This window comes from Allobosea sp. 05T433, from assembly GCF_056396065.1.
Window position 1 is genome coordinate 47,360 of sequence record NZ_JBFTKS010000015.1, and the last position, 23,169, is coordinate 70,528.

Here is a 23,169-nt window from a genome sequence, read left to right on the forward strand (position 1 = left end):
GCGAGGCCAGGCAGCAAGGGAATGGCCGGATTCCGTCTGGGGCCGAAGCCGATCTGCGTCGGGCCTGGGTGGGGAGGGGCAGGCGAAATGCCGTCGATCCATGGAATGCACGCACGGGCGGGAATGGCCAGGCGCGGGGACCATGGCGCAGCCAAATGCCCTGAAGTCAGTGCTCGGTTCCCGGGCGCCCAGGCAAGACGGAGAGGCTCGCGATGATCCTGGAGATGTTTGGGCCTTCCGGCGCCGGAAAGACGACGATGGTTTCCGCCCTGACCGCCCATCTGCGCGGCCTCGGCTATGTCGTAAACCCTCGGATCGGTGTGCGAGCCCATCCGCTGAGGCGCGGCATTCTCAAATGTCTGGCCAGCGTCAAGCTGCTCAGGTCCGCCGGTCCGGCCGCTGGCGTCGCGGAGCTCTTCCGGATCCTGCCACCGAAGGACCGGCTTTGGTTCATTCGTCTGTATTGGCACCTGGCCCTGCTCCATCACGAATGGACGGCGGCGCAAGCCTCCGATGCGATCACGATCTTCGATCAGGGCATGGTGCAGGCGGTGGCCTCGCTCATCCTGCTCAGCGGCATAACCGACCGCGACCCTGTCGGACGCGCGCTCGACATCGTGCCGAAGCCGGACCTGCTCGTCCGCTTTGAGGCGCCACGCCCCCTCCTGGAGGAGCGCCTTCGGGATCGCTGGCGGAAGATCGGCCCGCTTCAACGCTACCTCGAAATCGACCTGCAAGGCAGCCTGGACCACGTCGACCATGTCGACCTGATCTCCGACATGGTCAGCGCACGCGCGCTCCCCATGATCCGGATCAGCAGCATCGATGCCCCGAGCTGCAATCTGTCGATCGACCGGATCACCGCCGAGGTGCAGGCCAGGATGCGCCCATCGCGCGTTGTCGCTGAGGAGCCCGCAGCACGTGGTTATGCGGCGCTCTCACATTAGTCTATCCGATCGGATATCCCGCTTTCCGTCCGATGATCCAACCCTCTGTGAGTTCACCGGCTTTGCCGAAAACCGCAACCCGGTTCCCGGGCCGATACTGTAGCTCAGGCGCCGGGGCGGGGGATCGGCATTGGCTGGGGTGACCTAAGCTGCCGGCCGCGGTGGAGGTCGCCGCGATCACCGGCCCTGTCGTCGAGGCTGTCGCCCGCGACATCCCGCATTTCACTCGGAGTGCTGTCGCTGTCCGGGCCCCACCATCGGGCCCTGGCAGCGCCCGCGCCACGCAACTTCAGCTTCGACAGACGGGAAAACGCAAGGAGGCCCGCGGTTTCCCCGCGAGCCCATGCACAAGCTCATCGGCGTCAGACGGAAGCGCTCCGTCCCGATTTGAGCTCGGTCGGGCGCAATGGCGAGGACACGGTGTCCCCAGGTTCGGCCACGGCGGCAGACGCCCGTTGCAGCATGCCGAAATAGTGCGATCGAAAGGCGGGGAAGAATGTCAGCGCCGGATAGAGCGGGTCGGTGAGAGCGCCGAGACGGTAGGCAATGGGGGGAATCAGCGTTTTCGAGGCCAGTTCACTCTCGAACTCGGGAAACAGGTCCTGGATGTGGCGCCGTGTCATGGCCCTGACATTGCGGTTCCAGGGATTGGGATAGCGCATGTCATACCAGATGATCACCCCGTTCGGGGTCAGGACGCGATTGATCTCGCGCGCCACGTTCCTGGCCATGAGGGGGCTCAGAATCGAGGAGAACATCGTGAAGACCAGGATGAAATCGAAATGCTGGTCGGGAAACGGTACATTCTCCGCATTGGCTTCCGTGAACGACACGTCCGGGCATTTTCGTCTGGCGGTCGCGAGGGCTTCCGGAAGCAGGTCGATCCCGAACAGGCGGTCGTTGGGAAAACCGTAGCGCTGCAGACGGCGGACCAGATCCCCCGTCCCGCAGCCCAGGTCCAGGACACGATATTGCTTGAGGGGAGGGGCAGCCTCCCGATCGAGCAACCTGTACAGGGCGACATCGCGATCGCGCACCATGCGCAGGCGCCCGGGGCGTCTCTCCCTGTCCGGGTTTCCGCGATCTCTCTCCGCATATTTCGCATAGGCGGATTTGATGCGCTCGACCTCGGCCGCCGTTGAGTGATCACAGATATCATAGCTGAATGGACGCATTTGAACGACCGGCATCGCAATCTCCCAGGGTGAATCGCCGATGGCTTCTCGCCTGCGGATGCTTGGGGGCTTGTCACCCGCTCCAGGCGTCGGAAGCTGTTGGAACGCTCCTGACAACAGGGCAGGCGGGGCGCCCGAGCCGGCATCCTGCGTACCCACCGAGGCTCGGTTGCCGCTGAGCCCGAGCTCTCGCCTCATGCGACCATCCGGTCATCGAGACGCATGCGAGGATCTGGAGCCGAGGCGCCCACGGTCGGCGTCCAGGTCGCACAAGAAACGAGGACTCCTCCCGCTCGGGGCTTCGGTTTCAAAAGTCAGCTGCGCCCGAGCGAGCCAAGCTTGTCTCTGGTACGCGCCGGGCAGGCGCTCGGCATCCTCCGAACGAAGGATGACCCGGCATTTCCTGGCTGTCCGGCCGCCCGTTCCGGCCCCTGCGCCGAGGCGCCGCCATGGCGCAATCGACGCCGGCTTCGTTCATTCGAAGGATGAACTGGCCGCGCCCCAGGCGTAGCCGGTTGAGGTCAATCCCGCAGCCGGCCGCCGAAGACAGGGTTGATCCGATGCGCGACGAACAACCGACGCCGATCGTGGGAGGCCTGCGGGGTCGCCTGCTGCACGGTCTCCCTGCTTCGTCAGGGTGGAGCCGCCATCGCCGCAGAACGACGGCAATCACGGGAGCAGAGTGTCAACACGCCGGAGTGCGCCCGGCCCCCAATGCAGTGGCACTGCCTCTCAATGCAAGGGTATCGGCCTATGATCATTGATCTTTTCGGCGCCACCGGTGCCAGCAGAGCAAGCTTTGCCAGCGAATTGTGCGAGAGGCTCCGCGAGAGCGGCCAGACTGCCGAGATCATTCAGGGCCACTGGCCCGCGACAGGGGATCCGGCCCGCGACCCCCCGGGCCAAACCACCGGGCATGTCTACCGCGGCATTGGCAAATGGGCCGCGGCAGCGGTCCTCCCGCTCAGTCGCAGGCTCGGTTTCTGGCCCGGCTTCGATATCCTCGCCATGCTGCCGCCGGCCAATGCGGCCTGGTTCGGCGTCCTGCGCAACTATAATGCGAGCCTGAGCCATGCCTGGTCGGAGGCGGCCCGGTCGGACCAGATCGTGATCTTCGAACAAGGCTTCGTTCAAACCGTCTGCCTGCTCGCCACGCATAGTTGGGCCCTGAGCGCGGCTACCCTGGAAGCAGCCCTCGAACAGGTGCCAAAGGCCGATCTGATCATCTGCATCGATGCCCCCTCGGAGACGCCCGAAACGGATTTCGGAATGAGCCACGCCGCGGCGCCCGTCATCGCTCGCGCCGACGGCCTCTTGCATGAGCACGAGACGCCGGTGATCTCGCTCACCTTTCACGACGAGGCGACGCTCGGCAGCGCGCTGGACGCAGCCGTCGAGGAGGTCCTGGCGAGGCGCCCGGTTCGCGCCCCGATCGGCACATCCGCCGCGGCAGCGGCAGCCGACCGTGCAGCAACGCGCCCCGGTCCGGCTCATCCCGCTGTGCCGATTCGGGGCGCGATCGTGGCAGCGGGGAGTGTCGCCGCTCCCCAGCGGGCCATTCCGCTCCCCAGCATGCGTGCGCTGCTGCCCTATTTGATCGGGGCCTTTCTCGCCTTTCTCGTCGAATTTCTCGCCGCCAGGGTCATCGGCGCCCATAGCTACGGCATCTATGCCTTCGCCTTCGCCTGCGCGAGCGTGGTCGCCTACAGCTCCACGCTGGGTTTCAATATTTCGCTGATGCGCCTCCTGCCAGCCTATCTCGCGCGGCAGGAGAGCAGCCTCGCCCGGGGCGTGATCCAGTATGCCGTCCGCAGGACGCTGGCGACCGCGGTGGCGATCGCCGTGCTCGGAGCGACCTTCATCACCATGTATCCCGGGACATTTCGGCAGGAGGTCATCTCAACCGGTCTGATGGCGCTGGCCGCGACACCTCTGCTCACGCTTCTCCTGATCAGCGGCTCCGTGACGCGCAGCTACGGCGGTGCCCTGTCGGTCCTCACGATCGAACGTGTCGTCCTGAACGGGCTCGTTCTCGGCATGATCTTCCTGACGGCCTGGTACCATCTGTGGCCACGCGATGCGACGCTCGTCATGGGCTCCACGCTCGTCGGGTCGGCGATGGCGGCGATGGTGCTCGTGCCGACCCTGCGGGAGGTCCGGCCACAGGCGGTCCGCATGGCCGTGGCGAATTATGCCACCACCGAATGGCGCTCTTCCATCGCGCCCCTTACGATGATCGTCGCCGCCGAGATCGTCCTGAACCGGGCCGGTGTCATCGTGCTCGGCCTCGAGGGTTGCATTACCAAGGCCGGTATCTTCGGCATTGCCCTCAGCATGGCGACGCTGACGACGCGCCCCCTGGTGGCTTTTGGCCGATCGATCCTGCCTCTGGCCTCGCGTTTCGGCGGCGGGGATGATCGACCGCAACTTCAGGCGCTGCTGAGCCACTCCGCCAGGCTGTCATTGATGGCGGCGGTCCTGATCTCGGTTCCGCTGCTCCTGCTCACAGAGCCCTTGCTGAATTGGCTCGGCCCGGATTTCGAATCCGCGGCCCCCGTCCTTCGCATCCTCCTGATCGGTCAGGTTATAGCGGCCGCTTTTGGCTCGCAGCAGTCGCTCATGACGATGGCGGGGCACGAGCGGGCTGCAGCCGCGACGCTGATCGTGGGCGCCGGGGCGAACATCGTGGMCACGGTTGTGGCGAACCGGTTCTGGGGATTGACCGGCGCCGCGGTGGCATCGGTTGCCACAGTGATCGCATTGAACCTGGCGCTGGCCATCTTCCTGCGCCTGCGCCTCCAGATCAGGCCCGGCCTGGCCCTGGCCGTGCCTCCGGTCCCGATGCATTGGTCCAGGTCGCAGCTGGTGAACGGACACAGCGATGCTTCGGCCGTTGGCGCGACCTGGGAGTGGGAACCCCGAGGCGGAGCGCGCGGGGGCGGGGGTCCGGGCCAGCCGAACGACCCGCAATCCGAATCCTACCGGGTGGGCTCGACCGGTGCAGGCTATGGCCGGCGCTATGTCAGGACCTTCGCCGAGGGCTATTACGCCATCAACTGGCGCGAGATCGAAGCGCCGTTGCTCCGGGAGATATTTGCGAGGCTGGCGGCCCGCGGCGCGTCGAGGTCCCTCGATTTCGCCTGCGGGACCGGACGCATCCTGGAACTGCATGAAGAGGCGTTCGACGACATCGTCGGCGTCGATATTTCGCCGGAAATGCTCGCCTTCGCGCGCGGGCGCTACCCTGAAATCCGCTTCGTCGAGGCCGACCTGACCCAGACCGGTGCGACCGAGTCCGTCAGCGACCGGCAGGTCTGCACCGCCTTCCGCTTCTTCCTCAATGCCGAGCCCTCGCTTCGTGCGGAGGTGCTCGATGTTCTGAGGAAATGCCTCGTCAAGGACGGCGTCCTCGTCGCCAATTTCCATGGCAATCCGGCAAGCCTGGTCGGGCTCGTCTATCCCGTTCGCAACCGTCTTGCCGGGAGCGAGATCAACAAGCTGATGCGCGAGGACGAGGCGGCTGCACTGCTCGAGGCGCACGGCTTCGTGGTCGAGGAGGTGCATTGGTACGGGCTCTGGCCGCCGGTCTTCCGGCGGTTCGATTGGTTGAACACGCTGTGCATGGCCCGGGTCGAGGCCCTGGGGCGGCGGTTCCCGGCCCTGATGAGGCGGTGCCAGACCTTCGTTGTCGTCGCCAGGCGCCGGTGACGACGAGGCGCAGCGCGACGGCCGGAAGTGCGGCGGAGCTGGTGCGACGGAGTGGTCGCGGCAGCTCCAGCGTTTGGAGCTTCCCTGATGTTTTGAGGGGCTCCTAGGGGCGTTTCCCTCAGGAAACGCTGAAAACATCGCATTTTGACGCGTGGAGAGCACCGGCCTCCCAGGCACGGTCCTTGCTGCTCATGTCCCTGCCAACCCGGAGGCAGCGACGCAATGTCCGTCTTTCCACCCGCTCAATGCTGCATTCGAGCAGCCATCGCTCAACGACGGTAGCAGCGATTTCTCAAGCTTCTCCCCAGTCAGCAAGTCCTGGCAATCAGCAAGGTCTCGCGGCCCCCACGTTTTTCGCACGCAGGCGCGGCCGTCTGGAGGCTCGTCGGCCGATGAGCCCGCATTCCTCCCGTCAAAGCGCGAAGCAGGAGACAACATGCCTAATGAACGCTGCAGGGTCTTGATGGTCTATCCGCGTTTCAACGCGGGCTCGTTCTGGAACTACAAGGCGACATGCGAGCTCGCCGGTGCGCTCCATCCCGCCGCCCCCCTCGGATTGATCACGGTCGCTGCGCTGTTGCCGACGGCGTGGGAGATCCGTCTCGTCGACCTGAACACGGAGGAACTCGCCGAAGAGAATCTCGGCTGGGCCGACCTCGTGATGACGGGGGGCATGCTGCCGCAGCAGGAGGGTACCCTCGCCATCATCGAGCAGAGCCGCATGCACCGCAAACCGGTCGTCGTCGGCGGACCCGACGCAACCTCCACGCCGCATGTCTATGAGGCCGCGGACTTCCTGGTGCTCGGGGAGGCGGAGGAGATCATGGCCGGTTTCGTGTCCGCCTGGCGATCGGGGGCGAGGACCGGCGTCTTCAAGTCCGAAATGGGCAAGACCGATGTCACGAAGAGTCCGACGCCGCGCTTCGATCTGCTGAAATTCGAACGCTATCTGCATGTCGGCATCCAGTTCTCGCGCGGCTGCCCCTTCAATTGCGAGTTCTGTGACATCATCGAGCTCTATGGGCGCGTGCCGCGTACCAAGACGAACGCGCAGGTCCTGACCGAGCTCGAGGCGCTGCATGCACTCGGCTATCGCGGCCATGTCGATTTCGTCGACGACAATCTCATCGGCAACAAGAAGGCGCTCAAGCAGTTCCTGCCCGACCTCAAGCGCTGGATCACCGAGAAGGACTTCCCCTTCGAATTCTCGACCGAGGCGTCGATCAACCTTGCCGACGATTCCGCCCTGATGCAGGCGATGAGCGAGGCCAATTTCTTCACGATCTTCGTCGGCATCGAGAGCCCCGATTCCGAGACGCTGATCTCGATGCAGAAGAAGCAGAACACAAGGCGCAGCCTGCAGGAGAGCGTGCACAGGATCTACCGGGCGGGGCTGTTCGTGAATGCCGGCTTCATCCTCGGGTTCGACAGCGAGAAGGGCAGCGTCGCACGCGACATGATCGCCTGTATCGAGGATACCGCGATCCCGGTCTGCATGGTCGGTCTGCTCTATGCGCTACCCAATACCCAGCTGACGCGGCGCCTGGAGCGCGAGGGCAGGCTCCAGATACCAGATGACACCGCCCCCGCACGGCAGTTCGGCGATCAGTGCACCGCTGGCCTCAACTTCGAGACCAGTCGCCCGCGCCGTGCCATTCTGGCGGACTACAAGGCCGTTCTCGAGGCCGTCTATGCACCCGGCGCATTCTTGGGGCGGGTTCGGCGCGTCGGCCGGATGCTCGATTGCACCAATCGCCGTCTGGAACTGCCGAAATCCATGGAATGGCAGGAGCTGAAATCGTCCTGGCGTCTGCTCTGGCGCTTGTCGACGATGAGGGGCGACGTCAGGCGCGAGTTCTGGAAGACGCTGGTCGACTGTCTCGCGCATAACCGCCGGGCCTTGCCCTATGTGATGATGATGGTCGCGCTCTACGTCCATCTCGGACCGTTCTCTCGCCAGGTGATCGCCCAGGTGCAGCAGCAGATCGCCGATATCGACAGCGGGCGCCACCCGCAGATCCGAGTGAAGCAACGCGAGCTGGAGGTGATGGCCGTTGGCTGAGGGGCGCTTCGCGGTTACGACCTCGCTGTCCGCCGCATCACTGTCTGGCATGGCGATGTCGGCCGCTCCTCGCAGGGCGGTGAAGCGTCCTTGAAACCGGACGCCGCGGCACGGCTTTTCCGGCCCAACCGTTTAGGAAGGGAGCTCGGAAGGGTTCGTGCCGCCGATTGGCCTGCGAGAACGCGTATCCAATGCGAATACTGCTCGTCGAGGATAACCAGGAGCTGTCCGATTGGCTGGCTCGCCTGCTGCGCAAGAGCCGTTATGTCGTCGACTGCGTGCGTGACGGGAGCGACGCCGACGCTGCGCTTTCGACCCAGGTCTATGATCTCGTCATTCTCGACATGGCCTTGCCTGGCATGGGCGGGATCGAGATCCTCAAGCGCTTCAGGGCTCGCAAGGGTTTGACGCCGGTCATCATCCTCACCGCCAATGATGCGATCTCCAGCCGTATCGCGGGGCTGGACAGCGGCGCCGACGACTATCTGGTCAAGCCGTTCGACCCGCTCGAGCTCGAGGCACGGATCCGGGCGCAGCTGCGACGCAAGCAGAGCGATAGGCTGGTGACGGTCGCCTTCGGTGCGATCGTGCTGGAGACGACCACGCGGCAGTTCTCGGTGGGAGGCTTGCCCCTGCCGCTGACCCAGCGCGAACACGCGGTTCTCGAGACCCTTGTGCTGGCGGCGGGACGCGTCGTCTCAAAGGCGACGCTGACCGATACCGTATTCGGCCTCGACGACGACGCGACCTCCAACGCGATCGAGATCTATGTCCATCGTGTCCGCAAGAAGCTGGAAGGCACCGGCGTTTCCATCGGGACGTTGCGCGGGCTGGGCTATGCGCTGAGGAAGCAGGATGGCTAGGAGCCTGCGAGGCGAGCTTCTCGGCTGGCTGCTGGTTCCGCTCGCCGGTATCGTCGCTTTCAACGCCTGGACGGCGCATGGGAGTGCGGTTTCCACGGCCAACCTCGTCACCGATCGCATGCTGCTGGCTTCGGCGCGGGTGATCGCGGAGCAGGTCAAGGAAAGCGACGGCAGCGTCGAGGCGCTGATTCCGCCCTCGGCGATCGAGATGTTCGCCACCTCGGATCGCGACCGGGTGATCTACCAGGTGATCGCGCCCTCGGGCGAGCTGATCGCGGGCTTTCCCGATGTCGCAGGGCCACCGACGCCACCGAGCGACCTGCAACCCGTGTTCTTCTCGGCGCGCTTTCGCGTTGACGACATCCGAGCGGTCGCCCTGGCCCAGCCCGTCGTGTCGAAGACGGCCGGCGGCAATGCCATCGTCATCGTCGGCACCACCTTGCGCGGCCGCGACCGGCTGGTGACCGATCTCTGGCTGAATTCGGTGCGTGATCAGGCGTTGCTAGTGGGGCTCGCCGCGCTCCTGGCGCTCTTCGGTCTGCGGCGCGGCCTCGGACCGCTGCTCGGGCTGCGCAAGGAACTGGCGGAGCGCCGGCCCGGCTCGCTCCAGCCTGTCGAGACGGCGCATCTGCAGAGTGAGTTGAGGCCGCTGATCGGCGCGCTCAATCACGCCTTCGGGCGCATCGAGCGCTATGTGGCCCTGCAGAGGCGCTTCGTCGCCAATGCGTCCCATCAGATGCGGACGCCGCTTGCCGTTCTGAAGACCCAGTCGACCGTCGGTTTGCGCGAAACCGAGATCGCCTCCAAGGACGAAACTCTCCACGCCATCGACCGGGGGCTCGATGCCCTGGCCCGGCTGGTCAACCAGTTGTTGACCTTGGCGCGTGCCGAGCCGGGCGGTGCGGCCCTGCGCAAGGTCCCCGTCGACTTCGCCACGGTGACGCGCGAGGCCCTGGGGGGCCTGGCGCCGATTGCCTTCGAGCGCGAGATCGACCTTGCCTTCGAACTATCGGGCGGAGCGGCCATGCTGCAGGGGCACGAGACGCTGTTGCGCGAGATCGTCGTCAACCTCGTCGAGAATGCGCTGCGCTACACGCCGAAGGGCGGAGCCGTCTCGGTCGCCCTGTCGCAGGCGCAGCGACAGATCCGCCTTGTCGTCGAGGATACCGGGCCAGGCATCCCCGAAGAGGAGCGGGAGAAGGTCTTCGAGCGCTTCTACCGCCTGCCGGGCGCCGGGCCGGACGGCACAGGCCTCGGGCTGTCGATCGTGCGCGAGATCGCCGCAGCGCATGGCGGCACAGTCACGCTCGCCAATCGCTCCGCCGGGCCGGGCCTGCGAGCCGAGGTCATGCTTCCGTCGCTGCCGGCAGCGACGCCGGGCCAGAGCTGACCGACCAAGGCTGAACCGGGCATCGCCAATCACAAATGAGCCTCGCCCGGTCGGCCGACCGGGCGAGGCCTTTTCTGTCGCTGCCCGTGTCTTACTGCGTGTCCTGCAAGGGGGCGGGCCGCCATGTCGCCAGGCTGCGCTCCAGTCGGGTCATCAGGTATTCGGCCAGCAGGGCGACAACCATGATCACGACGATCGCGGCATACATTCCAGCTGAGTCGAAGGAGCCCTTGGCGATGTTGATCAGGAGCCCGATGCCGTAGCGCGCGCCGACGAATTCTCCGACGATCGCGCCGATGATGGCAAAGCCGAAGCTCACATGCAGCGAGGCGAAGATCCAGCTCATCGCCGAGGGGATCACCACCGAGCGCGTCAGCTGCCAGCCGCGCGCACCCAGGATCTGGGCATTGGCGATTAGGTTGCGGTCGGCCTCGCGCACGCCCTGGAAGGCGTTGGCGAAGACCACGAAGAACACCATGACGAAAGACAGGGCGACCTTGGAGGCGAGGCCGAGCCCGAAGACCATGATGAAGATCGGTGCCAGCACCACGCGAGGAATCGAGTTGATCACCTTGATATAGATCGAGAAGATGTCGGCCAGCATGCGGTTGCGGCCGAGCGCGATGCCGACGACGATCCCGGCGACGGAGCCAGTCGCGAAGCCGATCAGCGATTCCTCCATCGTCACCCAGAGATGGAACCAGAGAGGCCCTTCCGACGTGCCCTCGAAGATCCATTCGACCAGGCGCGACCAGATCGCGCTCGGGCTCGAGAAGAAGAACTCGTCGATGATGCCGGTGCGCGCGCCGATCTCCCAGCCGCCGAGGAAGCCGAGCAGGATGGCCCAGCGCCAGAACAGGACGAGCTGCGTGCGGCGGCGTGCCGCCTTGGCGGCGGCGGCCTCGATCTCGGCGTCGGACGTCCCGGCGCGATAGACCGGCCCGGAGGCGATTGCGATATCGGCCATGTTGATGCTCCCTGGAATCGGCCCGAAAAGTGGATTGCGGTTTTCGGGAAAGCCGATGCAATCACAGATGGTTAGATCATCGCACCGGATACGATATCCGGTCCGATGATCTAGGCTGCGCGGGCTTCGTCGCGGGCGGCGCCGCGCTGCACTTCGTCGCGCAGGTCGTCCCAGATCGTCTTGGACAGGGCGATGAAGTCCTGCTCGTAGCGGATTTCGCTGACCACCCGCGGGCGCGGCAGATCGACGGGATAGACCGATTTCACCGTCGCGGGGCCCGAGGTCAGCACATAGACCTTGTCGGCCAGCGCAATCGCTTCTTCCAGGTCATGCGTCACGAAGACGACCGAGGCCTTCGCCTCCGACCAGAGGTCGAGCAACACGTCGTGCATCAGCACGCGCGTCTGAACGTCGAGGGCCGAGAAGGGCTCGTCCATCAGCAGGATCTGCGGCTCATTGATGAAGGTCTGCGCCAGCGAGACGCGCTTGCGCATGCCGCCGGAGAGCTGGTGCGGGTATTTCGTCTCATGTCCGGTCAGGTGGACGCGCGCCAGCCATTGCCTGGCCTTCGCATAGGCCGCCTCGCGCGGTGTCCCCCGGAAGAGCGGGCCGGCCACGACATTGTCGATCACGTTGCGCCAGGGAAACAGCGCATCGGTCTGGAAGGCGAAGCCGATGCGCGGATCGATACCGTCGACGGGTTCGCCGAACAGGCGGACTTCGCCACTCGAGGGGCGGGCGAGGCCGGTCACCAGGTTCAGCGTGGTCGACTTGCCGCAGCCGGTCGGGCCGACCACGGCGACGAACTCACCGCGCGCCACGCTCATGTTGAAGTCGCGGATCGCGGTCATCGACTTGCCATCGGGCGTCAGGAAGCGGCGGCTGACATTGATCAGCTCGATCGCCGGGCTCTCATCAGGCGCGGTCGCGGACATGGCTTCTCCTTCGCCGGCAGGCCGGCGTTCGCTGATCGCAAGAGGCGAAAGGCAGGCAAGGCGGGCGATGGCCTCACGCCATCGCCCGGGAGTGGCGGACCTATTTGACGTTCTTCACGAACTCGGTCGTGTAGGTCTTCGACAGGTCGATCTGCTTGCCCTGGATGTTCTTCGAGAAGCCGGAGAGCACGGCAAGGACCGTCTCCGGGCCGCCTTGCGGCATCACGCCGTCGAGCGTGAACATGGCCTTCCCGTCGGCCAGCGCCTTGACGTAGGCCTCCTTGTTGCCGGCGTAATAGTCCTTCGGCATCTTGTCGGCGATGTCGGCGGCATCATGGGTATTGATGTAGCGCAGTGTCTTGACGAAGGCGTTGGCGAGCTTCTGGACGATCGGCTTGTTCTTCTCGATCCAGGCCGTCTGCATGTAGAGCGAGGCGGCCGGATAGGTGCCGCCGAGCGCTTCCTTGGTCTTCTCGACCGTGCGCATATCGACCAGGACCCGGGCCTCGCCGGTGGCGAGCAGGCGCGAGATCGTCGGCTCCGTCGTCATGCCGGCCTGCATCTTGTCCTGCTGCATAGCCGCGATGAAGGTCGTGCCGGCGCCGACCGGAAGCGAGGTGAAGTCGCCGAGCTTCACGCCGGACTTCATCATCAGGTACTGCGTCAGAAAATTGGTCGAGGAGCCGAGCCCGGTCACGCCGAGGGTCTTGCCCTTCAGGTCGGCCATCGACTTCACGTTGGGATACTTGGACGAGACGAGCTCGACTTCGCCCGGTGCCTGGCTGAACTGCACCACGGACATCACATATTTGCCCTTGGCCTGCAGGTCGACGCTATGGTCGTAGAAGCCGACGACGCCCTGAACCGCGCCGGCCAGCATCTCGTTCTCGGCGTCGACGCCGGCGGCCTCGTTCAGCAGCTCGACATCGAGCCCCTCGTCCTTGAAATAGCCCAGGCTCTCCGCGAGCTTCGCGGGCAGGTAGATCTGCTTCTCATAGCCGCCCACCATGATGGTGACCTTGTCGGCAGCCAGCGCCGATCCGGCTGCGGCCAGAAGCGCGGCGAAGGCAATCGACGATGTTAGAATGCGGGCACGCATGGGCCGGCTCCTTGGTTTTGGTTTCCTGCCACGCTTCCTTCCTCCTTTCGCGGAGGATTGGCTGAACCGTGACGCCGTAAGCGTTAGACCCCGAACCTTTCACCAGACTTTCAGCGTCGCGGTACTCACTTTGCCGTGCTGCCTGCGCGAAAACGCCTGCCTTGCCGATGCAGGGATGGCCGCCGGAGACAGGATATCCCGGTGATCTGCATCGGGCCCACGCGCGCCGTGGCGCCTCGCGCGTGGGCTGGGCGCCACACGCCGGACGGCGTCCTGCAGCTCTGGTTTCGCCTGACGTCGGCGCGATGGAAACTGGCTACTGAAAGCCCCGATCGGCCCCGTGGCGCGCCTTTCGCCGGAACAAAATCATAAATCCCTTCAAATGCTAACGACCGTTCACATCGGGAGGCTGTGCCCGTCTGGTCCCGTCCGGACGTTCTGGTAAGACCGGACTGTCGCAGCGGCAGTTCCTGCTTCGTGCTCGCGGCGGTGATGGTCATGGAGGCTTCGCCGGTGAGGCGGAGCGCGGGCGATCGGCCCGGGAGGGAGCCCTGCTTGCCTGGCGTGCCGACGATACTCACCCGGGCGAGGGTTTCAGCCATTCGCGGGGCATACGGGCGAGGCGCATGTGCGGCGTGATCGTGGAAGCCGCTCCCGTGATTTTCAGACGATGGGTCGGCTGTTTGCTGCTCCGCGCCTCCGGCGCGGCCGCGCGTCAAGCGGCGGACTGGGAATGAGCGGCGGCGCGAGAGGGCGCTCGCTGCCGATCTGATGTGTGTTCTGGCCGACGGCGCCCTGACAGGCGCTGAGTGAGACGACGTAGCGACCTCGCAATCCGGGGTTGCATCAAGGACTGGGGCGCTCGGCGCCTGGGGGGATTTGGGCTTCGCCATGACCGCAGAGATCGAGACGGGGCGCCGGGTTCGGCTGGCCGGAACAGGCATCGATGACGGGGCTGCTCCCGTGGTCAACCGGGCTGAGCGGGTTGCCGCACCGGTGCGCCACTGGCGCAGGCGTCGCGCAGTGCTGCTTGCCTGCACGGCGCTGGTCATGCCGGTCATGCTGGCGGCGACACAACGGCCAGCGCTGGCTCAGTACACCGGAGCCAATGGCGGCAATGGCAGCGGCGCGCCGAATGGCGCTACCGCAGGCGGCGCCGGAGGTGGCGGCGCCTACGGAGACGGCAGTGCGACGGCTCCCGGCGGCGGCGGCGGAAGCACCGGTGGTCAGGGGAACCGAGGCGGGAGCGGTGGCGGCTCCGACGGTGCCGGCGGCGGCGGCGGCGGTTATGCGGCGGGCGCCGGTGGTGGTGGCGGCGGGGCCGGCGGTGCCGGTCTGACACTTAACGCCGATCTGAACAACAGCGCCGCCATTACCGGCGGCAAAGGCGGTAATGGCGGCGGCGGAAACTACAATTCCGTGCCGAACTACTCCTACGGCGGCGGCGGTGGTGGCGGCGGCGGTGGCTCCGGCATCATCGCCGGAACCGGTGCGAACCTCACAAATTCCGGCACGATCACAGGCGGCAATGGCGGCGGCGGCGGCTCAGCCAACGGAGCGATCAATCCGTTCACCGACCCCTCCGGCAACGGAGCGGGCGGCAGAGGCGGCAACGGCATTACCGCGACCGGCTCGGCCGGGCTGACGATCACGAATACAGGCACCATCAAGGGCGGCGGTGGCGGCACCGATTTCCAGAACGCCCAACCCTACCGGCCACAGGCCGGCGGCTACGGAATCATCGGGCAGAACCTGACGATCATCAATAGCGGCACGATCGCGGGTGGCGCCTTGGGCGGTGCCGGAGGCCTGAACGGCGCAGCGTCGACGGCCATCATCATCACCGGCGGCACCAACAGCATCAGGGCGCTCGCCGGCAGCTCGATCGGCGCGATCGAACTGGGCGGCACCACCACGCTGGCCGGCGTCTTCAACAACACGATCCAGGTCAATGGCGGCGTCGCCATGTCGGTGAGCGGCGCGACCGCGGCCGATGATGTCACCGGCATCACCACTCTGACAAACTACGGCACGACCACGATCGGCGCCGGGCGCACGCTCAGCGCTCAGACCATCAACAACGCCGCGGGCACGATCAGCATAGGCACTGGGGCGACCCTGAAGGGCATCGGCAATACGCTCAGCAACAATGCGGTCATCGATGTCGGTGTGGGCGGCAGCGTCATCGATGCCGGCGCGATCAACAACCAGGGCGGCGGCACAATCAATTTCAATGGCCCGACCGGGTCGGCGGTGCTGTCGGCCGGCCAGGGCATCAACAATGACGGGCAGATCAAGGTGCTCGGCGGCGATGTCGCCGTCATCGGCGACATCAACAACCAGAATAACGGCACGCTTTCGCTGACCGGCGGCAACATGACCGGTATCGGCACGCTGACCAATAGCGGCACCGCGACGGTCAATGTCGCCGCGGGCTACAATCTCGGTGTCGGGACGTTCACGATGACCGGCGGCAGCGTCACCGGAACAGGCTCGATCACGGCCACGACTGCCTTCAACCTGTCGGCCGGCACGATCGGCGCCAGCCTCGCGGGCGCCGGCGCTCTGGCAAAGACGGGTGTAGGCACGCTGATCCTGACCGGCACCAATACCTATACCGGTGGTACGACGATCTCAGCCGGCACCTTGCAGCTCGGCAACGGCACGACCGATGGCACGATCCTCGGCTCCGTGATCAATAACGGTACCTTGGCTTTCAACACCTCCGGCAGCATCAGCTATGGCGGTACGGTCACCGGCACGGGCGCTCTAACCAAGGCGGGCAGCGGCACGCTGACGCTCACGAGTGCCATCGGCAGCACCGGCGCGACAAACATCAATGGCGGCACTCTGAAACTGGGCGCCGGCGGCGCCCTCTCCAGCGACAGCCTGCTCAACATCAACAGCGCGGCGGGCGTCTTCGATCTCGACGGCCGCACGCAGACGATCGGTGGGCTCGACGGCTTGGGCGAGGTCAAGCTCGGCAGCGCTGCGCTGACGGTCTTGAGGACGTCCAGTTTGTCGAGTTTCGCCGGCGTGATCTCCGGCACCGGGTCGCTTACCAAGAGCGGGGCCGGCCAACTCGTCCTGACCGGCGACAACACCTATACGGGCGGGACGACGATCTCCGGCGGGACGCTTCAAATCGGCTCGGGCACGACAACCGGCTCGATCCTGGGCAATGTCGTCAATGACGGCATGCTCGCCTTCAGCCGCAGCGACGACTACATCTTCGCAGGCAACATCTCCGGCTCCGGCCAGGTCACCAAGACCGGCAACGCCAAGCTCATCCTGACAGGCAACAACACCTATACCGGCGGTACGACCGTCAGCTTCGGGACGTTGCAGATCGGCGACGGCACGACCGATGGCAGCATCGCCGGCAATATCTATGTCCGCACCAGCCTTGTCTTCAACACGGCCGGCACGAGCAGTTATGCCGGGGGGGCCTTGGACGGCGGCAGCGATCGCGGCACCTTCACCAAGGACGGTGCGGGCACCTTGACGATCACCGGGGAGAACACCCATCGGGGCGGCACCAAGGTGGTCGCCGGCACGCTCAAGCTCGGCGGCAACAACCGGCTGGGCAGCGATGGCGACCTCGAGGTCCAGTCGGGCGCGACCTTCGACATGGATGGCAGGGCACAGGGCCTCGCCAAGCTCGAAGGCGCCGGCACGGTCCAGCTCGGTACGGGCGGCGCACTGACGGTCGGCAACGCCGATGCCTCCTCGACCTTCGCCGGCGGCATCATCGGCGGCGGTTCGCTGACCAAGGCGGGGACGGGCACGCTCACGCTGACCGGCGCCAACGGCTTCACCGGCGGCACGACGATCAGCGGTGGCACATTGCAGATCGGCGATGGCAGCGGCACCGGCTCGCTCGTCGGCAATGTCGTCAACAATGCCGCGCTCGCCTTCAACCGCACCGGCAGCCTGAGCTTCGCCGGTGACATTTCCGGCACGGGTGCGTTGACCAAGAGCGGGGCGGGCACGCTGATCCTGACCGGCGCGGCCAGCCATGCCGGCGGCACGACGATCAGCGCCGGCGCCCTGCAGATCGGCGACAGCGGCACGACCGGCGCGATTTCCGGCAACATCCTCAACAACGGCGCGCTCAGCTTCAAGCGCACGAACGACCTTAGCTATGCTGGCGTGATCAGCGGCAGCGGCTCACTGACCCAGGCCGGCAGCGGCACCTTGACGCTGACGGCGGTTAACACCTTTTCCGGTGGCACGACCATCACCACCGGCGGCACGCTGCGGATCGGCAATGACGGCACGAATGATGGTTCGGTCGGTGGCGCTGTTTTCAATGACGGCTCGCTCGAATTCGACAACCTGAACGCTGCCAGCTTCGCGGGCGTGATCTCCGGCAATGGCGCGCTCCGCAAGCTTGGCAGCAACACGCTGACCCTGACCGGCGCCAGCACCTATTCCGGCCCGACCTCCATCGCCGCCGGCACCTTGCTGCTCGGCGGCAACAACCGGTTGAACACGAGCAGCGATGTCTCGGTCTCCTCGGGAGCGTCCTTCGACCTTGGCGGCTTCTCGCAAGGCATCGGCGCCCTCAGCGGTGCAGGCGAGGTCAAGCTCGGTTCGGGCGGGGCGCTCAGCGCGGGCACGACCACCGATTCGATCTTTGCCGGCGCCATCAGCGGCGCGGGCTCGCTGACCAAGACGGGCACGGGCCGCCTGACCCTGACGGGCGACAACACCTTTACCGGCAGCACGACGATTGCTGCCGGCACGCTGCAGATCGGCAATGCCGGAACGGCTGGCGCGCTTGCGACCGATGTCAGCAATAGCGGCGTCCTCGCCTTCAACCGCATCAACGAATACATCTTCAGCCACGTCGTTTCCGACGGCGTCGGCGCGGGCTCGGTCGAGCAGAACGGCACCGGACGAACGATCCTCACCGGCACAAACACGTATACGGGAGGCACCACCGTCAATGCCGGTGCATTGCAGATCGGCAATGGCGGCGCGGCGGGTTCGATCGCGGGCTCGGTCACGGTTGCGTCCGGCGCCGAATTCGCGGTCAAGCGCTCCGATATCTATGCGATGCCCAATGCCGTCAGCGGCGCAGGCAGCTTCGCTCAACGCGGCACCGGCACGACGGTCCTCGGCGATGGTATGACCTATAGCGGCGGCACCGTGATCGAGGCCGGCACGCTCAAGGTCGGCAGCGGCGGCGCACAGGGCTCGCTCGGCAGCGGCGCCATCGCCAATGCCGGCGCCCTCGTCATCGACAAGAACAACGCGATCACGATCGCTGGCGCGATCAGCGGCACCGGCAGTTTCGAAACGACCGGTGGTACCGGCGGCACGGGCGTCACCAAACTCTCGGGCGCCAGCTCCTATACCGGCGCGACCACGGTCAGCGGCGGCACGCTGGAGGTGTCGGGCTCGCTCGGCAACACGGCGGTCACGGTGCAGAGCGGCGCGACGCTGGCCGGTGCAGGCACGATCGCCGGCGCGGTCACCATCGCCAGCGGCGGGCGCCTGGCACCTGGCGCCAATCCCGGCACCCTGACCACGGGCACGCTCAGCGTCGGTGCGCTGACCTTGTCCTCCGGTTCGCAGCTCGATTTCGATCTCGGCCTGCCCAATCTCCCGACCGGGAGCGGCAGCGATCGCGTCGACGTGACCGGCAATCTCACGCTGGCCGGCACCCTCAATGTCGCGAATGCCGGCGGCTTCGGCGGCGGCATCTACCGCCTGATCAACTATGGTGGCACGCTGACGAATAACGGCTTGACGCTGGGCACGCTGCCGAGCGGCGTTTCGGCCGGCGATCTCTCGGTGCAGACCTCCGTCGCGAGCCAGGTCAACCTGGTCAACAGCAACGGCCTCACCCTGAAATTCTGGGACGGCGGCGCGGCGGGCAACGCCAATAACGGCGCGATCGATGGCGGCGCCGGAATCTGGAGCGCGACCAGCGGCAACTGGACCGACCAGAACGGCAGCATTAACGCCCCGGCGGCGCCGGCCCCGGGCTTCATGGTCTTCCAGGGCACGAGCGGCATCGTCACGGTCGACACGAGCCTCGGCACGGTCTCGGCGACGGGCATGCAGTTCGCAGCGGACGGTTACAGGATCGAGGGCGGTACTGTTACCCTCAGCGGCGCGCAGGCGATCATCCGTGTCGGCGACGGCACCTCGGGCGGCGCCTCCTATGTCGCCACCATCGCATCGAACCTGACCGGTGCGAGCGACCTGGTGAAGACCGATCTCGGCACGCTCGTCCTTTCCGGCGCCAACAGCTACACCGGCAACACGCTCCTGAACGCTGGCACGCTCTCGGTCTCGTCCGACGGCAATCTCGGCCAGGCGGCCGGCGGTCTGGTCTTCAACGGCGGCGTCCTGCGCGTGACCGGCACGAGCTTCACCGCGACCAGCCGGGCTGTGAGCTGGGGCAGCAATGGCGGTGGCTTCGACATCGCCGATGCGGCCAACAGCTTCACCCTGAGCCAGGCGCTCAGCGGCGCCGGCGGGCTTACCAAGCTTGGCGCGGGCACGCTCGTCCTGACCGGAGCGAACAGCCATACTGGCGGCACGACGATCTCGGCTGGTACCTTGCAGGTCGGTGCTGGCGGCACGACGGGCGAGATCACCGGTGCTGTCGTCAACAACGGCAGGCTCGCCTTCAGCCGCTCGGACAGCGTGACCTTCGCAGGCGCCATATCCGGCTCGGGCGCGCTGACCCAGATGGGGTCGGGCACGCTGATCCTGACCGGCGTCAACAGCTACACGGGTGGCACAGCGATCAGCGCCGGCACCTTGCAGATCGGCGATGGCGGCACGACGGGGGCGATCAGCGGCAATGTCGCCAATAGCGGCACGCTGGCCTTCAACCGATCCGACATGGTCGCCTTCTCCGGCCAGATCTCCGGGGCAGGTGCTCTGAAGCAGCTTGGAACTGGCACGCTCGACCTGACCGGCGTCAACACCTATTCCGGTGGCACGACGATCACGGCCGGCACATTGCGCGGCAGCGCAACCAGCTTCGGCAGCGGCGCAATCCTGAACAACGCCGCCCTGGTGATCGACCAGGGCAGCGACGCCCAGTTCGCCAACGCCATCAACGGTACCGGCCGCTTCACCAAGACGGGCACCGGCTCGCTCAACCTGACCGGCACCAGCACGCTGTCGGGCCCCACCACGATCGCGGCCGGGCGGCTCGCCGTGAACGGCTCGCTCGCCAATTCCGCCGTGACCGTCGAAAGCGGCGCGACGCTTGGCGGCAATGGTACGATTGGCCGACTGAACGTGCTCAGCGGGGGTATTGTCGCGCCAGGCAACTCCATCGGCACCTTGACCGTCAACGGCAACGTAAGCTTCGCGCCGGGTTCGATCTATCAGGTCGAGGTGAATGGCGCCGGCCAGTCGGACCAGATCATCTCGACCGGCACGATCACGGTCTCCGGCGCCACGCTCGCGATCGCGGCCATCTCGGGCGCGATGCCGCCCTCGGCGCGCTTCAAACTCTTCGATGCAGCAGGCGGCGTTTCCGGCCAGTTCACCTCGGTGACCAGCAATTTCGCCTTCCTGACCCCGGGCCTGAGCTACGATGCCGCGCAAACCTACCTGACGATCGCGCGCAACGATGTCTCCTTCGGCAGCGTCGGCCAGACCCGCAACCAGACGAGCCTGGGCACGGCAGGCGAACGGCTCGGCACCGGCAATCCGGTCTATGATGCCATCGTCAAGCTCGATGCCCCCTCGGCGCGCCAGGCGTTCGACGCCCTGTCGGGCGAAGTGCACGCGTCGGCGCAGGCCATCCTGGTCGAGGACAGCACTGTGGTGCGCGGAACGGCGATCGATCGCCTGAGGTCGGCGTTCGGGACCGTCGCGGCGGCGCAGCAGCCGGTCATGACCTATGGCTTCACGGCCGATATGGCAGCGCCCGTCACCGGGCCGATGCCGCGGCTCGTTCCCAGCGACCGTTTCGCGGTCTGGGGGCAGGGCTTTGGCTCCTGGGGCCGTAATGAGGCCCAGGGCGGCGTGTCGAAGCTCTCCCGCTCAAGCGGCGGCTTCCTGCTCGGCGCCGATGCCGCGGTCTTCGACAACTGGCGCGTCGGTTTCTACAGCGGCTACAGCCGTTCGACCTTCGAGGCGAAGGGCCGGATCTCCTCCGGCAACAGCGACAATTATCATCTCGGTCTCTATGGCGGCGGCCAATGGGGTGCGCTCGGGCTGCGCGCCGGCGCCGCCTATAGCTGGCACGACCTCACGGTCGATCGCACCGTCTCCTTTACCGGTTTCTCCGACCGGCTGAGGAGCGACTACAATGCGGCAACCGCGCAGGTCTTCGGCGAACTGGGCTACCGCATCGATGCCGGGCGCGTCGCGCTCGAGCCCTTTGCCGGCCTTGCCTATGTCAACCTGCAGAGCGACGGCTTTACCGAGCGGGGCGGGGCAGCGGCTCTTGTCGGTCGCAGCTCCGATATGAGCACCGCCTTCACGACCCTGGGCCTGAGAGCATCGACGAACGTGACCGTGAACGGCATGGGGCTCGAGTTGCGCGGGGCGCTCGCCTGGCGGCACGCCTTCGGCGACGTCACACCAGCCTCGCCCTTGTCCTTCGCCGGCGGCACCCCGTTCAGCATCACGGGCATCCCGATCGCGAAGAACGCGGCCGTCCTCGATGCCGGGCTCGATCTGGCCGTGTCGCCGAATGCGACGCTCAGCCTGTCCTATGGCGGCCAGTACAGCGCCCATGCGATCGAACAGACTGTCAAGGGCACCTTCGCCGTCAAATTCTGACCGGACGGATCCTGCCAGACCTTCAGCAAGGGGTGCCCTCGGGCATCCCTTGCTTCGTCGCGGTCCGCGCTGATCGCGCGGCCTTGCCGCCTCACGGCGCCGCTTTGATCCCAGGACGCCCATTAGGGGCGTCGGACCAGCCCTTTGGCGTATTGACGCTCGATGCAATCGATTACATCCTGCCCAAAGTCCCGATTAATACGGGACAAGGGAGGAAACGATGATCAACAGCATCACAACCCGCAGGGGACTTCTGACGGCTGCCGCAGTGCTCGCGATGAGCGGCGCGGCGAGCGCACAACAATCCTACAAGATCGGGCTGTCGAACGGATGGGTCGGCAGCGAATGGCGCACGCAGATGATCGAGGAGGCCCAGGCCGCGGCCGCGGCCTGGAAGGCGAAGGGCGTCAATGTCGAGGTCGTGGTCCAGAGCTCGACCGTGGATGTGCAAGGCCAGATCGGCCATGTCCGCAATTTCGTGAACCAGGGCGTCAACGCCATCATCATCAACCCGAACAGCCCGACGGCGTTCGACCCGGTCTTCGCCCAAGCCAAGGCGCGCAATATCCTCGTCGTGTCGACCGATGCCGAGGTCTCGTCCAAGGACGCGATCTATGTCGGCATCGACCAGAAGGACTGGGCGGTGAAATCGGCGGAGTGGCTCGCCAAGGCGCTCGGCGGCAAGGGCAATATCGTCACCATCAACGGCATCGCCGGCCACCCCGCCAATGAGATGCGGGTCGCGGGCTATCGGGAGGTCTTCGCCAAGCATCCCGACATCAAGGTGCTGAACCAGGCCAATGCCGACTGGGACCAGGCCAAGGGTCAGCAGGCGATGCAGAACCTGCTCGCGACCTATCCGGCGCTTAACGGCGTCTGGGTGCAGGACGGCATGGCGGATGGCGCCTGGCGCGCGATCGACGCTGTCGGCAAGAAGGACCAGACCGCTGCGACCGGCGAGATCCGCAAGGATTTCCTGACGCGCTGGTCCGAGCAGAAGCTGAACTCCGGCGCCTCGGTCAATCCGCCGGGCGTGATGGCCTCGGCGCTCAACGTCGCGGTGCTGCGCCTGATGGGTAAGGAGTTCAAGGATGGAGTGTTCAAGGGGCAGTATGGCAACGCCATCTACATCCCGATTCCGTTCGTCGACAATGCCAGCCTGCCGGCGGCTCTGAAGCAGGCCGAGGGCAAGCCGGGCTACTGGTCTGTCACTGCGGTCGTGACGCCCGACGAGGCCCAGCAGTACTTCAAATAGCC

11 protein-coding genes are annotated in these 23,169 nt (G+C 66.1%); 7 read left to right on the plus strand and 4 right to left on the minus strand.

The genetic code is table 11. The features are described 5' to 3' along the window. Nucleotides 1-212 precede the first annotated feature (212 nt). Nucleotides 213-947 (plus strand): hypothetical protein, encoded by a 735-nt coding sequence (locus AC1DGP_RS20540; RefSeq protein WP_476770547.1) that lies wholly within the window; start codon nt 213-215, stop codon nt 945-947. 362 nt (nt 948-1,309) lie between these two features. Here AC1DGP_RS20540 and AC1DGP_RS20545 read toward each other — a convergent pair whose 3' ends face one another. Further along, nucleotides 1,310-2,137, minus strand: coding sequence for a class I SAM-dependent methyltransferase (locus AC1DGP_RS20545; RefSeq protein WP_441508226.1), 828 nt, complete (start codon nt 2,135-2,137; stop codon nt 1,310-1,312). Nucleotides 2,138-2,875: 738 nt separating this feature from the next. On the opposite strand from AC1DGP_RS20545, the gene AC1DGP_RS20550 reads away from it, so the two are divergent. From AC1DGP_RS20550 to AC1DGP_RS20565, 4 genes are all read left to right on the plus strand, one after another. Then, nucleotides 2,876-5,830, plus strand: a complete 2,955-nt coding sequence (locus AC1DGP_RS20550) for a methyltransferase domain-containing protein (protein ID WP_476832468.1) — start codon at nt 2,876-2,878, stop codon at nt 5,828-5,830. A gap of 436 nt (nt 5,831-6,266) precedes the next feature. Further along, on the plus strand, nt 6,267-7,892 hold the full coding sequence (locus AC1DGP_RS20555; protein WP_441508224.1) for a B12-binding domain-containing radical SAM protein: 1,626 nt from the start codon (nt 6,267-6,269) through the stop codon (nt 7,890-7,892). A 191-nt stretch (nt 7,893-8,083) separates the two neighbouring features. Further along, complete coding sequence (locus tag AC1DGP_RS20560) at nt 8,084-8,755, plus strand: response regulator (RefSeq protein WP_441493846.1); 672 nt, start codon at nt 8,084-8,086, stop codon at nt 8,753-8,755. Then, on the plus strand, nt 8,748-10,145 hold the full coding sequence (locus tag AC1DGP_RS20565; protein ID WP_476832469.1) for a sensor histidine kinase: 1,398 nt from the start codon (nt 8,748-8,750) through the stop codon (nt 10,143-10,145). The genes AC1DGP_RS20560 and AC1DGP_RS20565 overlap by 8 nt, the downstream gene beginning before the upstream one ends. Nucleotides 10,146-10,236: 91 nt before the next feature. Here the strand turns inward: AC1DGP_RS20565 and AC1DGP_RS20570 are convergent, their stop codons facing one another. The 3 genes from AC1DGP_RS20570 to AC1DGP_RS20580 all read right to left on the minus strand — a co-directional run bounded on the left by AC1DGP_RS20570 (nt 10,237) and on the right by AC1DGP_RS20580 (nt 13,146). Next, entirely contained in the window at nt 10,237-11,112 is an 876-nt protein-coding gene (locus AC1DGP_RS20570) for an ABC transporter permease (protein ID WP_476770011.1), read from the minus strand. 110 nt (nt 11,113-11,222) lie between these two features. Next, nucleotides 11,223-12,047, minus strand: a complete 825-nt coding sequence (locus AC1DGP_RS20575) for an ABC transporter ATP-binding protein (protein WP_441508221.1) — start codon at nt 12,045-12,047, stop codon at nt 11,223-11,225. 100 nt (nt 12,048-12,147) lie between these two features. Next, the gene (locus AC1DGP_RS20580) at nt 12,148-13,146 is read right to left on the minus strand and encodes an ABC transporter substrate-binding protein (protein WP_476832470.1); all 999 of its coding nucleotides are present in this window, start codon (nt 13,144-13,146) and stop codon (nt 12,148-12,150) included. 891 nt (nt 13,147-14,037) lie between these two features. Here AC1DGP_RS20580 and AC1DGP_RS20585 point away from each other — a divergent pair. Together AC1DGP_RS20585 and AC1DGP_RS20590 are read left to right on the plus strand one after the other, a co-directional pair. Further along, the gene (locus tag AC1DGP_RS20585; RefSeq protein ID WP_476832471.1) at nt 14,038-21,912 is read left to right on the plus strand and encodes an autotransporter-associated beta strand repeat-containing protein; all 7,875 of its coding nucleotides are present in this window, start codon (nt 14,038-14,040) and stop codon (nt 21,910-21,912) included. A 220-nt stretch (nt 21,913-22,132) separates the two neighbouring features. Then, complete coding sequence (locus tag AC1DGP_RS20590) at nt 22,133-23,167, plus strand: substrate-binding domain-containing protein (RefSeq protein WP_476775920.1); 1,035 nt, start codon at nt 22,133-22,135, stop codon at nt 23,165-23,167. Nucleotides 23,168-23,169 lie beyond the last annotated feature (2 nt).

Excerpts from the sequence above, each read along its gene's own strand:
- AC1DGP_RS20565 (WP_476832469.1), top strand. The coding sequence starts at position 8,748 with ATGGCTAGGAGCCTGCGAGGCGAGCTTCTCGGCTGGCTGCTGGTTCCG.
- AC1DGP_RS20580 (WP_476832470.1), bottom strand. The coding sequence starts at position 13,146 with ATGCGTGCCCGCATTCTAACATCGTCGATTGCCTTCGCCGCGCTTCTG.
- AC1DGP_RS20540 (WP_476770547.1), top strand. The coding sequence starts at position 213 with ATGATCCTGGAGATGTTTGGGCCTTCCGGCGCCGGAAAGACGACGATG.
- AC1DGP_RS20585 (WP_476832471.1), top strand. The coding sequence starts at position 14,038 with ATGACCGCAGAGATCGAGACGGGGCGCCGGGTTCGGCTGGCCGGAACA.
- AC1DGP_RS20545 (WP_441508226.1), bottom strand. The coding sequence starts at position 2,137 with ATGCCGGTCGTTCAAATGCGTCCATTCAGCTATGATATCTGTGATCAC.
- AC1DGP_RS20590 (WP_476775920.1), top strand. The coding sequence starts at position 22,133 with ATGATCAACAGCATCACAACCCGCAGGGGACTTCTGACGGCTGCCGCA.
- AC1DGP_RS20570 (WP_476770011.1), bottom strand. The coding sequence starts at position 11,112 with ATGGCCGATATCGCAATCGCCTCCGGGCCGGTCTATCGCGCCGGGACG.
- AC1DGP_RS20575 (WP_441508221.1), bottom strand. The coding sequence starts at position 12,047 with ATGTCCGCGACCGCGCCTGATGAGAGCCCGGCGATCGAGCTGATCAAT.
- AC1DGP_RS20560 (WP_441493846.1), top strand. The coding sequence starts at position 8,084 with ATGCGAATACTGCTCGTCGAGGATAACCAGGAGCTGTCCGATTGGCTG.
- AC1DGP_RS20555 (WP_441508224.1), top strand. The coding sequence starts at position 6,267 with ATGCCTAATGAACGCTGCAGGGTCTTGATGGTCTATCCGCGTTTCAAC.